This is a genomic window from Dickeya chrysanthemi NCPPB 402 (assembly GCF_000406105.1).
Taxonomy (GTDB): domain Bacteria; phylum Pseudomonadota; class Gammaproteobacteria; order Enterobacterales; family Enterobacteriaceae; genus Dickeya; species Dickeya chrysanthemi.
This window is the reverse complement of sequence record NZ_CM001974.1, coordinates 2,947,713-2,962,281: the sequence shown is the minus strand read 5'-3', so window position 1 is coordinate 2,962,281 and position 14,569 is coordinate 2,947,713. Positions and strand designations below refer to the sequence as shown.

The following is a 14,569-nucleotide window of genomic DNA, read 5'->3' as shown; positions in this document are numbered from 1 at the left end:
CATTGATAACCGGTTTGCCGGTTATCAGTGAAAAACAACAAGGAGCTTCTATGCAGTTACGTACATTTAAACGAAAAGCCGCCGCCATCGCCGTTTTCTCTATGGCCTTGATGACATTTAATACGCACGCCGGCGAGCGGTTACCTAAACCTATGGGATTTAAGCAGGTACTGGTTTTTATGGGAACCGGCTCGCTCAATATTACGAATACTGAACCCTTCCCCGGCATATCCGGATGTCAGGGAACGTTATGCAGCAGTGATTATTTCTACACCCAGATTATGGGGCTGAATCAGAGTGAATTAGCACAAAAAAGAGAAGAGGCGATTGCTTATTTTAATCGGGAATTCGGTATTGATGTTGAGGCGCTGGTGGCGCAAAAACGTATTGAGCTGAAAACATATACCGGCAACCCGGATGGTCATTATCGGCTGTATTCGATGGCCGGGACTATCTTACCTTCCGAAGGTTGGATTGCCCGTGACGGCGGTTTCTATATTTCGGTACTGGATAGTAATGGCATTCCTCTGGCCGGCAATCATAGCGGTGAAACGGCAACACCGCTGAATCAGATGTATTACGGGAGCTATAACATTCTGGTGACCAGTGATTTCAATAAATCGCGAGAGATCATTATTAATTATGAGTCGAATGAGATGGCGGTAATATCTCCGGACCGTCTGCGAACGACGTTTAATACCAGAACGTACAGCAAACTCTGGGGCGAAGGGCAAAGTTACGTCAGTTATGAGTTTGAATTGCGTGGCGGTAATACCGTGTTGACCAATGGCCGTGAGGTGATGACTTTCAGTAAGTACCCGTCGACGACCGATTTTCCTGCTTATCCCCCCTTTGATATGAAAGGCGACGCTTTCTGAACAGGTTAAACGGGGAGAGCGCGATGATGACACATATTGGGCAAACGAGGCCGGCTGAACGCCGGGAAGGTCTTCCCCCTCAGGGGGGAGACCGCCGACAAGAACCGCGTGTTCAGGCCGAACAATTGGGCAGTGCGGCATTTCGTCAGGATTATGGGATTAAGTATGCCTATGTCAGTGGTGCCATGTATCAGGGGATTGCTTCCCGCGAACTGGTTGTCGCGATGGCCCGAGCCGGCATGATGAGCTTTTTCGGTTCAGGAGGGGTGAGTCTTCATGCGCTGGAAGAGGCGATTTTAGGGATTCAATCTGATTTGAGCGGGGAATCTTTCGGCATGAATATGCTGGCGGATTACGATTTCCCGGAAAAGGAAATGCAGCGGATTGAACTGTTTCTGACCCATGGCATTCGTTTTATCGAAGCGGCCGCTTATATCACGATGACGCCGGCATTAGTCCGTTATCGGTTGAGTGGGATTCATCGGGGAGAGGATCAGCGGTTAGTGATCCCCAATACGCTGATGGCGAAAGTGTCACGCCCCGAAGTTGCCGATATTTTTGCTCACCCGGCGCCGCCTGAGCTGGTCGCTCATTTATATCAGCAAGGGTTGATTAGTGCTCAGGAGGCTGAACTGGCGCCACGGGTGCCGATGGCGCAGGATATCTGCGTCGAATCGGATTCGGCAGGCCACACCGATCAGGGGAATGCGTATGTGCTGTTCCCGGCCATCGCCCGGCTTTGCCGGGAGATTTCGGCCCGACAGCACTATCCCCGGTCTATCAGAGTCGGCGCTGCGGGCGGTATCGGTACGCCGGAAGCCGTAATGGCGGCTTTTATGCTAGGTGCTGATTTTGTTGTCACCGGTTCGGTCAATCAATGTTCGGTTGAAGCGGCCACCAGCGATGAAGTGAAAGATCTCCTGCAACGTATCAATATTCAGGATACCGACTATGCGCCTGCCGGCGATATGTTTGAACAGGGCGCTAAAGTTCAGGTGCTAAAGCGCGGTGTATTTTTCCCTTTGCGAGCGAATCGGCTTTATCAGCTCTATCAACAATATGCTTCGTTAGAGGCCATTCCGCCGGAGGTTAAACGGCAGCTTGAAGACAAGTACTTTAAGCGCCCGTTATCCGATGTCTGGAACGATGTCAGGCAATATTATCAGGCTAATCGTTCTCAGATGCTGGCGCAAATCGAAGCGAATCCCAAGCGTAAAATGGCAGCCATCTTTCGCTGGTATTTTGCCTATAGCTCGCGGCTGGCGCTGGCCGGCGATCCGCAGAACAAAGTGGATTATCAGGTGCATTGCGGGCCGGCTTTAGGCGCGTTTAATCAGTGGGTGAAAGGCACGGTTTATGAAAGCTGGCGCGCTCGTCACGTCGATGAAATCGGGAAAATGTTGATGCAGGAAGCGGCTTCCCTGTTATCACGACAAATCGGCTCACTGGAAAACCACATGTAAAACCACACGTTATCTGCGTAGCAACGCGCGGCTAACGGCTCGACGGTCTGACGGCGATGGCCTGACAGAATAGTACAGCGGGGAAACTTATGAAGACAGTCTATACCTTTCCAGGGCAGGGATCGCAATATCGTACGATGGGCTATGACCTATTTGAGCACTATCCGGATCTGGTCGAACAGGCAAATCAGGTGCTGGGCTATGACATCGCCAACCTGTGTGTGAAAGATCCTAAGCGGGTGTTAAATCAGACGCAGTATACCCAACCGGCATTGTACACCGTGAATGCGCTGAGCTATTTAGAGCGTAAGGCACGTGGAATGACGCCGCCTGATTTTCTCGCCGGACACAGTCTGGGGGAATACAACGCGTTGTTTGCTGCCGGCGCTTTTGACTTTGTCACCGGGCTTCGGCTGGTGCAAAAACGTGGTCAGTTGATGAGCCAGGCCCCCAAGGGGGCTATGGTCGCATTGCTGGAGATTAATCTGGATGATATTGAGCGTATTCTGGCCGATAGCGGCTTTCAACATGTGGATATCGCCAATATTAACTCCCGGCGGCAGTGCATTATCTCGGGGAACTATGACGAAGTCTTGTCGCCAACGCTTGAGCAGCGTTTTCTGGATGCCGGAGCCCGTTTTGTCCAATTGAACGTCAGTGCGGCGTTCCATTCTCGCTGTATGGTGGATATTGAGCGGGAGTTCGCCGATTTCCTGTCTACATTCACTTTTCATCCTTTGGCTGTTCCTGTGATGTCGAATGTAACAGCCAGGGCTTATCCCGCGACGGGATATCAGACACTGTTGACCCGGCAAATTTCCAGCCCGGTTCGCTGGTATGAGTCTATCTCCTGGTTGCTGGCGCAAGGCTATGATGATTTCACGGAAGTGGGTCCTGGTGATGTATTGACGAAACTCCATCAGCGTATTGTCGAAGACCCGATGCCGATCGGTGAAACGCGTTCAGCCCCTGTCGTCTCGTCGGCCTCGATGCCGATTCAGAAGCCAGGCGGGCCGATAGCGGCAACACCGCACCCGTGCGTTTTCATGTATGCAGGCCAGGGCAGCCAGTATTACCAGATGGGGCGTGTTTTTTACCATAACGATGAGCACTTCCGGCAGACGATGGACAGCCTTTGTGACAAAGTCTATCAGCTGAGCGGTATCAATCTGCTGGAAAAACTCTACGGAGAAGGTCATTCCGGCGAGGCGTTTGATGATATTCGTTACACGCATCCGGCACTGTTTTGTCTGGGCTATAGCCTGACTCAGATGTTGATTGCCCGTGGTATCCAGCCCTCGGCGGTGGTCGGCCATAGCTTGGGTGAGTACATCGCCGCCGTTGTGGCCGGTATGCTGCGGCTGGATGATGCGCTTAAGCTGGTTGTTGAACAGGCCCGGTTGCTGGTTCAGTATGCGCCGGAGGGGGGACTGGTCGTGGTACTGGCTCCGACGCAGACGTTCTATAGCAACGCAGACATTTTTTCACGGTGTACGCTGGCTGGCGTGAATTTTGATAATAACTTCTTCATTTCCGGAGATAAAACAGCCATCACAGAAGCGAAACGGAAACTGTCTGATAAAGGCATCCTGTCTGTTGCGCTGCCGGTACGCTATGGCTTTCATTCGAATGAGATTGAAGCGATCAAACCGGAATATCAGCCACTACTGCGTCAGACACCGGTTTTTACTCCGACTCTTCCCCTTTATTCATCCGTGCTGGGGCGGGCTGTCGGTGAGTTATCACACGCTGATGCTCAGGCTTACTTATGGCAAATAATCAGAAGTAAAGTCGATTTTTCTGCTCTCGTCAGTTCAACCTTCACCGTAATGAAGGACCCCTTTTTTATTGATGTATCGGCTACGGGGAGCTTGTCCAATTTTCTGAAGTATTCGAAAGATATCGAATGTCGGCATGGCTATGTATTGAACCAGTTCGGTGACGGAATGAAATCGCTTGATTATCTGTTATCGCAATTGAATGCGTAACGGGGAGCTTGTTAAACAGGCAATTACGCAAAGATAGCTAATAAAATCTATTCAAAGGAGTGAACCATCATGTCAATTCAGGTTTATATGTTCCCTGGACAAGGATCTCAACGGCGAGGAATGGGGGAGGGGTTATTTAGACGATTTGCCGATTTAACCCGTATCGCCGACGATATTCTGGGTTATTCCATTGAAACACTCTGCCTTGATGATCCCGACGGCAATCTAAATCGGACGCAATATACCCAACCCGCAATCTATGTCGTTAATGCGCTGTCTTATTTTATGACGCTGGAGGAAACCGGTACACGTCCGGATTTCGTTTTAGGTCATAGTTTAGGGGAGTTTAATGCATTACTGGCCGCCGAGTGTTTTGATTTTGCCACCGGGTTGAAGCTGGTGAAAAGACGCGGCGAACTGATGGGGCAGGCCGACGGCGGCGGTATGGCTGCGGTACTGGGAGCAAGCGAAGCACAGATACGCGAGTTATTGCAAATCAAAAGATTGGAAAGTATTGATTTGGCTAATTTTAATACGCCATCGCAAATTGTGATCTCGGGGCCTCGTAGCGATATTATGAACGCCGTAGAGGCATTTGAAGAGAGTAATATCAGATGTGTTCCTTTAAATACCAGTGGGGCTTTTCACTCCCGATTGATGCAGGAGGCAATGGAGCAATTTGAAAAATACTTGCAGAGCTTTCAATTCTCGGCGTTGAAAATCCCGGTTATCGCCAATAAAACGGCGCGACCCTATCAAGACGAGACGCTATTAACTTGCCTTGCCCAACAAATTGCCAGCCCGGTACGTTGGACCGAAAGTATTCAATATCTGATGAGTCTGGGAACGGTGACGTTTACGGAACTGGGGCAGGGTAACGTTGTCGGTGGGCTGGTCGAAAAAATAAAGGCAGAGACGACAGAAGCCGAACTACAGGCCATTCGGTCACACCCTGAGGCCAATGATGTGAAGGGGGGGGCGGAATCGACAAACCGGTCGATGCATAGCAGAGCATTAGCGGCAGCCCGGAAGGTGGAACAATGGAATAGTCGATTCCGGATCGGGCAAAAGGTTTACTCCAGTATTTTGAACACCGAGGTGGAAACCCGCACAGACGCCGTTCTGCTGTTTCAGCATCGTGCGGCGATCTATCTGAAAGGTTACAACGGTTATTTCGAACTGGATGAACTGAAGCCGGTATAAAGTGGATAGGCCGGGCATGACGGCAACAAGGATTGAACGATGTTTTTTCAGGAAAATCAGTCTGGTGATTGGTTTGATACCGACGTTGAACTTTATCATTGTATGTTTGCCAGGGAGCACTATCACGATAGCTTGTTCCAACTGTATCAGATAGAGAACGCCGGGTATGTGAGTCGTGCGGTAGTCAAAAGGCGCGCCGAGTATTTGGCTGGCCGCTTCTGTGCCGTACAGGCGTTAAAAAAATGGGGAATTCATGTGCGGCATATCGGCCGGGGCGAGCATGGCGAGCCGCTCTGGCCGCAAGGCATGACAGGCTCGATTAGTCATTGCCATAACCGAGCGGTGGCGCTGGTTGGCCATGCTGCGGGGAGAATCGGTGTCGGCATTGATGTTGAAGATGAAATCAGCCATGAGGTGATTGGCAATGTACTGACTCAAACTCTTGATGAGCATGAAATTGACGTAATTTCTGTCAATCCGGCGTTGTATCAGGCGTGCTTTACCTTATTCTTTTCCCTCAAAGAAAGTTTTTTTAAGGCGGCTTACAGCCATGTCGGCCGCTATTTTGGTTTTGAGGCAATGTCAATATTCAAGATTGATTTTACCCATCAGAGCATGGATTTTGTCTTAAAAAAGACACTGAGCCCGCAGCTTGTCAAAGGTAAAATCTTACGCGGTTATTTTAGGGTATTGCCTGAGCAGCAATATGTAACCATTGTTGATTTAACCGACGGCCGCCCCGCAATATTCACCGAATGATGCACAATGCTTAGTCAAACACCGAAAAGAGAGTAAGCCGCTCAAGCGTATGCAGCGGCAACGTCTATTGTGATACGGGAGGCCTTCCCAATGCTTGCGGCATAGCGGCTTGTCTTCCCGTTGTGGGCGACCGTATACGAGAGGTGGGGGGCGAAAAGGTGAGAAAGCGGTTAGTCATGCAGTCTCGGGGCTTATAAGAAAAAATTGCATAAAGGGTCTTGCCATAGACCCAGAGTTAGTCCATAATGCCGTCCATCCTGTAAGGCAGGGTGCTAAAACGATTTGAAAACAAAGAGTTATGAGTCAAATTATCGTCTCTTAGCTTGCTGGAAATGAGTTTAGTGGTAGTTTTGAAGTAAGGCGCGTTGGCAGAGTGGCCATGCAGCGGATTGCAAATCCGTCCACCTCGGTTCGACTCCGGGACGCGCCTCCAAATTCTGAGCCCAGATGGTGGAATCGGTAGACACAAGGGATTTAAAATCCCTCGGCGTTCGCGCTGTGCGGGTTCAAGTCCCGCTCTGGGCACCATGTGTTAACGCCTTGTAATATAAGAAAATAATTAAAAGAACATGACCGCCACGAGGCGGTTTTTTTGTGCCTGAGAATCCCTTTTCCTAATCTGTTTTTATGCGCTAATAAGCAACATCCTCAGTGCTTAATATTTCTCCAAATCATGCGTATCATAAAATTCTATGCAAAGAACCGGCAGTATTATGGGCGCTTTAGATTACTGTGTAATGGTTGCCATTTTTATCTGTGGCATTGTTATGCTGGTAGAGTCTATCGCTTATGTTCGTCGCGGTGTTTATACAAAGACATTCAAGGGTACCAGCCGTTGTGAATATATACACAGAAGTGAAAGGCCTGGTGTTTACTGGTTTAATGTGGCGATGCATTTCAGCACCGGCATCGCGATGCTCTATTTGGTATTATGGATTTTACAGTCGTTTGCTCTATAGCGGTATTAACTGTTGGTGATTATATCGCGATTCGCAGGAGATAGGATCTTTGCTACCGGTGAAAGCAAAATGTACCCAAGACTTGAAAAGTCTGAAGAAAGTAGTATTAATAACGCCACTATCTCTTTGAAGAAGATCAGGATTGTCGGCGGAAAATTAACCGATGCTGGCAAGTGGTGCGTTGATAGCACACTTCTTGATGATTCTGTCGCTAAACCTGCCTTCATTGAGAAAGGGAATAATGCCTGGATTGCTGATATGGCCGTAACACAAGTGAGTAATGGTCGCGGGTTATTAGATATTGACGGTGATGTTGATGTGTATGACGTTGCCTGTATCCCCGGCAATCGGATCCAGGTCTCTGGGAGTGCCACCAAATTTGAATGCTCGCTAGATGATGTAAAAGGCGTTGAACGGGTGGTTATTACTTTTTAACGAGATGTTTAATATCCCGCCCTAAAATTCGGATATAAATAGAGGATGAAATGAGTACAGGAGCTTTTTTTTTACTAACTATTTTAGTTTTATCACCGATTTTTCTGTTTTTATGGATAAAAGAGATTAAGAAGAGAAAAATTTACAAGAAAGAAGTTGATGACTTAAAGATACAATCCCAAGAAGATAGTCGCCGAGCCTTAGCTCTAGTTCAAGCTTTAGAAGAAAAATCCCAAGAGTTGTCAGATATAACTAAAAGAGCTGAACCTCTTTGGCAATATCAAGATCTTCATGATGCTGTTATTAATTATGAGGATAAAATAAGAGCAGCCGATAGTTCGGCAAAGGATATAATTAACAATGCTATGTCAACAGCTGAAAAGATAATGTCTGATGCTAATCATCAAGCAGAGTTGACTATTAGCAATGCATCTGCTGAAGCCATTTCAATTACTAGAGATGCAAGAGATGCTCGTTTAAAAGCAAAAGAAAAATTAGATTTAGCCAACGAAAAGGCCAATGAAATAATTAACAATGCACATGATAATGCAACATCATTAATTCAATCTGCAGAAAATAAAGCAAAGGAAATAGCTGGTGCTGCGTATGAGGCCAGAGAGTTTGCTGAGAAGTTTAAAGATGTTGCACAATCAATGAAAAATAAAATACATGGCTATGGTGATGAATGGATTATTCCAAATCAAAGTGTTTTGGATGAACTTGCCGAAGCGTATGAATTTTCAGATTCAGGGCGAGAGTTAATTAAAGCAAGACAATTAACTAAATCGTTAATTCAATCAATTAAAGCTGCTGACTGTGACTATGTTGAACCATTAAGAAAAAATACTGCAATTAAATTTGTACTTGATGCATTTAACGGAAAAGTAGATACAGTATTATCTAAGGTTAAAAATAATAACTATGGTAAACTAGCTCAAGAAATCAAAGATGCCTTTAACCTTGTAAATTATAATGGTGCTGCTTTCCGATCTGCCAGAATAACGGATACATTCCTTCAGGCAAGACTTAATGAGTTAAAATGGGCTGTAGCTGTACACGAAATCATGCTTCAAGAAAAAGAAGAGCAAAGAAGGATAAAAGAACAACTTAGAGAAGAAGAGAAAGCCAGGCGAGAATATGAGAAAGCCATAAAGGAGGCGGAGAAAGAAGAAAAAGCAATAAAGCAAGCCATTGAAAAAGCAACAAAAGAAATGCTTGATGCGAGTGAGGAACAACGTTTGACTCTTGAGAAAAAACTTCAGGAATTACAACGTAAATACGATGAGGCTGAAGCGAAAAATCAACGGGCTATTTCAATGGCTCAGCAGACAAGATCAGGGCATGTTTATGTCATTAGTAATATTGGTTCTTTTGGTGAGGATGTATTTAAAATCGGTATGACTCGTAGACTTGAACCATTAGAGCGTATTTATGAACTCAGTGATGCGAGTGTTCCATTTGCTTTCGATGTTCATGCTATGATTTATAGTGAAGATGCTCCTTCACTAGAGAATAGTTTACATAAAGTATTTAAAGGAAATCAGTTAAATAAAATGAATAATAGAAAGGAATTTTTTAATGTAACGTTAAAGGAAATAAAATCTGCGATTGATAGAATGAATATTAATGCACACTGGACTATTTTTGCAGAAGCGAAGGAATATAGAGAGTCTCTCGCGCTTGAGAGAGAAAAGGCTAGCTCTAGTGAAAATGAACAAGATAAGCTAGTAGTTGCATAACCAGAATGGCCTGATGAAGACGTTTATTTTTGCCCGCCGAATAAGTCAGCGTTTATTAACGGCCATCAAGCTGGGTGCTGCCGTATCTTCCGCGACCAGATTCTCAGCATGGGCTTTTCCTGGAATGGGGAGTTTATGGCGGTCGCAACATCCAGCAATGTCACTGTTTGGCAACGATATTCAACCTGATGTGGGGAGCGGACTGGGTACATTGCCAATCTGGTTTTTTTTCTCTTTTCTTCAACAGCCGGCCCTTGTGGCCGGTGGCGGTTGACCAAACACTCCTTGTTGTGCTGCTCCCTTACTCCCAGGCAGTGCGCCCGCGGCTTGGCTTAAGTCGCGGACTCCATCACTCTTCTTTTGATGGCCTGGCTAGTCGGCTAGCCGGCACAGCAACTGTGGAATCAGTGGCGCTGCTTTTTGTCTGACAATCGATAACCATGTCCACCTGGTCGGCACACATTGCTAGTGCCGCTTCGGTTTCGTCCAACAGGACGTTGAGTTCACCGTTGGTTTGCGGGTTAGCGGTTGGAAACCGGCAAGGAGTCAGTCTGGGACAGCCATTCACGGTAAGCACGGCCACCGGAGAGGGCGGGGCGCTGACGCAGCCGGATAATGTCAGCAGGCAGATCAGTATCAGCCCAGCGTTTAAGCGTTTCATTTTCATGTTGTAATCTCGCTACTATTTTTTGCCGTTCGGAGAGTGCTGCCTGGGTATCGGCGGCCATGTCGCGTAGACGTGCTTGCTCAACGTTGTTGCGTTCAGCTTGTTCAGTCAGCGTTTTTAGTTGAGTTGATTTTTCATTCAACGCCGTTTGCTGTAGCGACAGGGTTTGCGCTTGCTGCTCTGCCAGTTGATGGGTGGCGTGCAGCCGCCAGGACTGCACACCGACGCCGACGATAAGTAGCATTATGATGGCAGCGATGATCATGCCGCTTTTCATGCCAGCTCCCCGCCTGCTTGTTGATATATATCGAGCAGACGCGCTGTATTGTGCTCGCGTTGGCCGTAACCTGCGCCCGGTAATGAGGCCCAGATGTTGTTGCATCGGTTAATAGCGTTGGCAATGCGGCCTTGCCTAATGTCTTCCAGTGCATTTCGTTCTCTGATCAACTGAATAGCCAGTGTGTCTTGAGAATCGGGGCCGAAATCCTGCAGTTTTAACTGTGTTTTGTATGCCGGCCAATAACGATAGAGCTGTTGATAGCGCCCGGCTGCGGTGGAGCGTTGCCCTTGTTTGTTGAAGATTTTACCTGGGCGACCATTAGCGAACGGATGATCATGATAGTCAGTGAAAATCTCCGGTTTACCATCAATACCCGTCACAATGACGTCGTAACCGCGGTTACGGGTTAAAGGGTGCGTTGCGGTGCCTTCGGAAAAAGCCAGCATGTCCAGAAACGCAATCAGGTTGGGGGAATTATTGAGCATCGTCGCTTTTCTCCGATTTGGCTTGTTTATCCAGTTGCCGCACACGACGTTGGATGAGCAGTTCAATAGTCTGATAACCTGCGATGCCGAGTGCGGCGCCGATACCGTTGATAGCGACGGGCGATAGGTCAGGAAATTGAACCAGTGCGATACCGGCCATCATTGAGACAAACCCACCCAGCATCACACGACCGACGAACAGTCGAAGTGTGATGGGTTCGCTACCCGCCAGTACTTTGCCGGCGGCAATCAGTGTGCCGATGATAAATAGTGAGACGATGCTTTTATCAGTTTCATTCATGTGGTGTGTCCAGTCTTTGGTTTTGAAGCGGGGAAATAAAAAGATGGAGATGACAGCGTGTTTTTTTACGTGTCGTCTCGTGGTATATGCCCGTCATTAAACCAACTGGCGCGTGGTGATGGCAGCGATAGGTGATGGCTCAGTTATCAGCAAACAGAAGATTGCGGGTTGGTGTGATTTCTCATTTTTGAATTCATATTCTAATAATGTAATTTTTATTTAAGAGAGTTGTAAATATCTTGTATTGATATTCTGCTGATTATTTATGTCATTATTTTATTTTTTCATGGTATAAATTTCTTTTTTTTCATAATACAAATGGTAGTTCATCCGTATTCATGTTGCCTAAACATAGTATACTGACCTCACCTCAATATGCAGGATGCAATGTATTTAAAACAGCCTCTGTTCAAGGACTGTCGAAGGAGTGCGACTTTCTTCCAATGTAATTTTACCTCGACAGCTTGGTTGATTAAATCTGCCAGATTGACTCACGCTCATCATCAATGTTGCTATTGCTGTGAGGTCGGTTGAGTCGCCGCTTATTTTTCTGGCGACATTTCCCGGCGTGCGCATCTTGGGGCCGATGGATAGATAAATTTTACAATATCATGAGGTAAGAGATGAAATATTTAAATTGTTTTATCAGTACCGGGTTGGCAGCGTTTTTCTTAGTCAATAGTACATCTGTTCTGGCTGCGGATTGCAGTTCGGATCTTACCAGCGGCATCAGCACTAAACGTATTTATTACGTTGCGCCGAATGGCAGCAGCAGCAATAATGGGAATAGTTTTAATTCTCCAATGAGTTTCACTGCGGCTATGGCAGCAGCTAACCCTGGAGAACTGATTCTGCTTAAGCCAGGAACATATACTATTCCTTATACGCAGGGTAAAGGGAATACCATAACCTTTAATAAATCGGGGAAAGAGGGCTCGCCGATTTATGTGGCGGCAGCGAATTGCGGTCGTGCAGTATTTGATTTTTCATTCCCGGACAGTCAATGGGTTCAGGCGTCATACGGTTTCTATGTGACGGGGGATTATTGGTATTTTAAAGGCATTGAAGTCACTCGTGCCGGCTATCAGGGAGCCTATGTGACGGGTAGCCATAATACCTTTGAGAATACGGCGTTTCACCATAACCGTAACACTGGTCTTGAAATCAATAACGGTGGTTCATATAACACGGTAATTAACTCCGATGCTTATCGTAATTATGATCCTAAAAAGAATGGCAGTATGGCTGATGGCTTTGGGCCGAAACAAAAACAAGGCCCAGGTAACCGCTTTGCCGGATGCCGGGCATGGGAAAACTCTGATGACGGTTTTGACTTATTTGACAGTCCACAGAAAGTCGTAATTGAGAATAGTTGGGCTTTTCGCAATGGTATCAACTATTGGAGTGATAGTTCGTTCGCAGGTAACGGCAATGGGTTTAAATTAGGGGGGAATCAAGCAGTTGGTAACCACCAGATTACACGGTCCGTTGCATTTGGCAATGTGAGTAAGGGCTTTGATCAGAATAATAATGCCGGTGGTGTGACAGTAATAAATAACACGTCATACAAGAATGGTATTAACTATGGCTTCGGCAGTAATGTGAAATCAGGTCAGAAGCACTACTTCCGTAATAACGTTTCTCTGTCCGGCTCGGCGACTGTTAATAATGCAGATGCGAAGTCTAACTCATGGGACACCGGCCCTGTGGCTTCCGCATCTGATTTTGTCAGCCTGGATACCTCACTGGCTACGATATCACGTGATAATGACGGGACATTGCCTGAAACTGCGCTGTTTCGCTTGTCGACTAATTCAAAGTTGATTAATGCCGGTACGAAGGAGAGCAATATCAGTTATTCAGGTAGTGCGCCGGATTTAGGTGCGTTTGAGCGTAATTAAGTCATCAGATATTATGCATCAGGGCTGCAATATGCAGCCCTGTTTTATGTGACTCAAACTAATCGACAATCAATTGCAGCTACCGACCAACGACCATGAGGAGTCGCTGCCAGGGGTAGAAGTCGTGTACCAGTTTGCAGTGTAGAGATTGCCTTTGTAGACGATCGATTGGCCAGCTTCATTATGATTTGGTTGCCCACCGGCCCAGTCCTTACTGACCCAATTCGGATACACATTGGTATTCGAACAGTTGGTTGTTGCCGGCTCATCCGTCGTCACCGGCTCGTCTGTGGTAGGCGTTGGTGTGGGTTCGGTTGATGGCTCAGTTGTGGTACTGGATGTACTGTTGATTTTATAAGGCCAATTTTGAATGATCGATTTTACTTTCTTGCCCGACTCGGTAAGGTTTTTGGAGTCAGGATAATAAGTTGATGCCCCTTCATTTTTATCATTCAACGCCCAGTTAGCGTTGCTGATGTTGTTATCCTTCATAAATGTTACCCAGGCATCCGTTTCTGCCTGATTTACCCCACCATTACCATCGGCATTGACCGCCCCCCACTCGGTAACAAAAAGAGCGATACCGTTATTTAGCGCCTGACGGGCTTTATTGCGTAACGACTCGCCATGTGTTCCTGCATAGAAGTGTAATGTGTAGGCAATATTCTTGGCGTTGATTGGATCTCGTGAGGCTTCGTCTACGTTTTGTGACCAACTGGGTGTGCCGACAATAATGAGATTATCCGGATCAATCGCTCTGATAGTGGAAATAACCGCTTCTGCATAAGGTTTGATTGTGTTACTCCATGAAACCTGAAGTGGCTCATTATAGATTTCATAAATAACATTAGGATTTTTGCCATACTTCCTGGCCATTTCCTGGAAGAAGCTAATCGCTTCGTTACGGTTATTTTCTGCTGAGTGTGAATGCCAGTCAATAATCACATACATGTCGTTGGCGATAGCCGCATCCACAACCTTTTCAACTTTAGCTTTGTTGCCGGCCGGATCCTGGAGATAACCACCAGCTTCTTGTACCCCCATCGCCGCACGAACAATACTGGAGCCCCAGTCTTTTTTCAGTGAGGCAACCGTATCGGCAGTATAGAATTTTTCACCACCCCAGCCATTATTACTCCAGAATAGGCTATTGCCGGCGAAGCTCTGAGCTTTTTCGCCGGCATAGATTTTATTACCGCTGACGGAAAGTGGTTCAACGCTGGCCCAGGCACTAGCGGAGAGACAGGTAATACTTAATCCTAAGCAAATACCGGAAAAATACAGGCTTTTACGTGAAGCGTATTGCTTTTTATTGGAGGTGTTTTTCTTGTCCAGATCAAAAATAGGCATAAATGAATCTCCATTTCATATCGTTATAGGGTGAGCTTAACAATAAACAGAATGTATATTTAATATCATCCTGCTATCTGACACTCTCACTAATATCACAATGCATGTGTGTTATGAGAGACATTCTATTTTATAGTGTATTTCTTTCATGATATCCAGAT

General features: G+C 46.6%; 14 protein-coding genes and 2 tRNA genes. 11 read left to right on the top strand and 5 right to left on the bottom strand.

Going from position 1 to position 14,569, the window contains the following annotated elements:
- The first annotated feature begins 50 nt into the window (after nt 1-50).
- From DCH402_RS13230 to DCH402_RS22405, 10 genes are all read left to right on the top strand, one after another.
- On the top strand, nt 51-878 hold the full coding sequence (locus tag DCH402_RS13230; RefSeq protein WP_040001536.1) for a hypothetical protein: 828 nt from the start codon (nt 51-53) through the stop codon (nt 876-878).
- A gap of 23 nt (nt 879-901) precedes the next feature.
- Complete coding sequence (locus DCH402_RS13225; RefSeq protein ID WP_226052032.1) at nt 902-2,341, top strand: PfaD family polyunsaturated fatty acid/polyketide biosynthesis protein; 1,440 nt, start codon at nt 902-904, stop codon at nt 2,339-2,341.
- 89 nt (nt 2,342-2,430) lie between these two features.
- Nucleotides 2,431-4,329 carry an ACP S-malonyltransferase gene (gene fabD, locus DCH402_RS13220; protein ID WP_071604713.1) on the top strand — a complete coding sequence of 633 codons (1,899 nt, stop codon included), beginning with the start codon at nt 2,431-2,433 and terminating at the stop codon, nt 4,327-4,329.
- Nucleotides 4,330-4,398: 69 nt separating this feature from the next.
- The gene (gene fabD / locus DCH402_RS13215; RefSeq protein ID WP_040001532.1) at nt 4,399-5,532 is read left to right on the top strand and encodes an ACP S-malonyltransferase; all 1,134 of its coding nucleotides are present in this window, start codon (nt 4,399-4,401) and stop codon (nt 5,530-5,532) included.
- A gap of 39 nt (nt 5,533-5,571) precedes the next feature.
- A complete protein-coding gene (locus DCH402_RS13210) occupies nt 5,572-6,291 on the top strand; it encodes a 4'-phosphopantetheinyl transferase family protein (RefSeq protein WP_050583309.1) in 720 nt (239 codons plus the stop codon).
- 359 nt (nt 6,292-6,650) lie between these two features.
- Nucleotides 6,651-6,724: transfer RNA gene (locus tag DCH402_RS13205), tRNA-Cys, on the top strand.
- A gap of 8 nt (nt 6,725-6,732) precedes the next feature.
- Nucleotides 6,733-6,819: transfer RNA gene (locus DCH402_RS13200), tRNA-Leu, on the top strand.
- Between the two features lie 500 nt (nt 6,820-7,319).
- Complete coding sequence (locus DCH402_RS13195; RefSeq protein WP_226052036.1) at nt 7,320-7,685, top strand: S24/S26 family peptidase; 366 nt, start codon at nt 7,320-7,322, stop codon at nt 7,683-7,685.
- Between the two features lie 50 nt (nt 7,686-7,735).
- Entirely contained in the window at nt 7,736-9,424 is a 1,689-nt protein-coding gene (locus DCH402_RS13190; RefSeq protein WP_040001530.1) for a DUF4041 domain-containing protein, read from the top strand.
- Nucleotides 9,425-9,437: 13 nt separating this feature from the next.
- Nucleotides 9,438-9,698: a hypothetical protein gene (locus DCH402_RS22405; RefSeq protein ID WP_161624076.1), complete on the top strand. Its 261-nt coding sequence runs from the start codon at nt 9,438-9,440 to the stop codon at nt 9,696-9,698.
- 75 nt (nt 9,699-9,773) lie between these two features.
- Here the strand turns inward: DCH402_RS22405 and lysC are convergent, their stop codons facing one another.
- Genes lysC through DCH402_RS13175 form a run of 4 tightly spaced genes read right to left on the bottom strand, consistent with a single transcriptional unit; the run spans nt 9,774 to nt 11,157 of the window.
- Complete coding sequence (gene lysC, locus DCH402_RS23125; protein WP_233276370.1) at nt 9,774-10,046, bottom strand: Rz1-like lysis system protein LysC; 273 nt, start codon at nt 10,044-10,046, stop codon at nt 9,774-9,776.
- Nucleotides 9,946-10,368, bottom strand: a complete 423-nt coding sequence (gene lysB, locus DCH402_RS13185; protein WP_040001528.1) for an Rz-like lysis system protein LysB — start codon at nt 10,366-10,368, stop codon at nt 9,946-9,948. The genes lysC and lysB overlap by 101 nt, the downstream gene beginning before the upstream one ends.
- On the bottom strand, nt 10,365-10,856 hold the full coding sequence (locus tag DCH402_RS13180; RefSeq protein WP_040001526.1) for a glycoside hydrolase family 24 protein: 492 nt from the start codon (nt 10,854-10,856) through the stop codon (nt 10,365-10,367). The genes lysB and DCH402_RS13180 overlap by 4 nt, the downstream gene beginning before the upstream one ends.
- Nucleotides 10,846-11,157: a phage holin family protein gene (locus DCH402_RS13175; protein WP_012769254.1), complete on the bottom strand. Its 312-nt coding sequence runs from the start codon at nt 11,155-11,157 to the stop codon at nt 10,846-10,848. Before DCH402_RS13175 ends, DCH402_RS13180 begins: the two co-directional genes overlap by 11 nt.
- Nucleotides 11,158-11,780: 623 nt before the next feature.
- Between DCH402_RS13175 and pelL the strand changes: the two genes are divergently transcribed.
- The gene (gene pelL / locus DCH402_RS13170; protein WP_040001524.1) at nt 11,781-13,058 is read left to right on the top strand and encodes a pectate lyase PelL; all 1,278 of its coding nucleotides are present in this window, start codon (nt 11,781-11,783) and stop codon (nt 13,056-13,058) included.
- A 69-nt stretch (nt 13,059-13,127) separates the two neighbouring features.
- Here pelL and DCH402_RS13165 read toward each other — a convergent pair whose 3' ends face one another.
- Entirely contained in the window at nt 13,128-14,408 is a 1,281-nt protein-coding gene (locus DCH402_RS13165) for a cellulase family glycosylhydrolase (protein ID WP_040001522.1), read from the bottom strand.
- Nucleotides 14,409-14,569: the final 161 nt, after the last annotated feature.

Coding starts and splice junctions, on each gene's coding strand:
- DCH402_RS13230 (WP_040001536.1), top strand. CDS start 51: ATGCAGTTACGTACATTTAAACGAAAAGCCGCCGCCATCGCCGTTTTC.
- DCH402_RS13225 (WP_226052032.1), top strand. CDS start 902: ATGATGACACATATTGGGCAAACGAGGCCGGCTGAACGCCGGGAAGGT.
- fabD (WP_071604713.1), top strand. CDS start 2,431: ATGAAGACAGTCTATACCTTTCCAGGGCAGGGATCGCAATATCGTACG.
- fabD (WP_040001532.1), top strand. CDS start 4,399: ATGTCAATTCAGGTTTATATGTTCCCTGGACAAGGATCTCAACGGCGA.
- DCH402_RS13210 (WP_050583309.1), top strand. CDS start 5,572: ATGTTTTTTCAGGAAAATCAGTCTGGTGATTGGTTTGATACCGACGTT.
- DCH402_RS13195 (WP_226052036.1), top strand. CDS start 7,320: ATGTACCCAAGACTTGAAAAGTCTGAAGAAAGTAGTATTAATAACGCC.
- DCH402_RS13190 (WP_040001530.1), top strand. CDS start 7,736: ATGAGTACAGGAGCTTTTTTTTTACTAACTATTTTAGTTTTATCACCG.
- DCH402_RS22405 (WP_161624076.1), top strand. CDS start 9,438: ATGAAGACGTTTATTTTTGCCCGCCGAATAAGTCAGCGTTTATTAACG.
- lysB (WP_040001528.1), bottom strand. CDS start 10,368: ATGAAAAGCGGCATGATCATCGCTGCCATCATAATGCTACTTATCGTC.
- DCH402_RS13180 (WP_040001526.1), bottom strand. CDS start 10,856: ATGCTCAATAATTCCCCCAACCTGATTGCGTTTCTGGACATGCTGGCT.
- DCH402_RS13175 (WP_012769254.1), bottom strand. CDS start 11,157: ATGAATGAAACTGATAAAAGCATCGTCTCACTATTTATCATCGGCACA.
- pelL (WP_040001524.1), top strand. CDS start 11,781: ATGAAATATTTAAATTGTTTTATCAGTACCGGGTTGGCAGCGTTTTTC.
- DCH402_RS13165 (WP_040001522.1), bottom strand. CDS start 14,408: ATGCCTATTTTTGATCTGGACAAGAAAAACACCTCCAATAAAAAGCAA.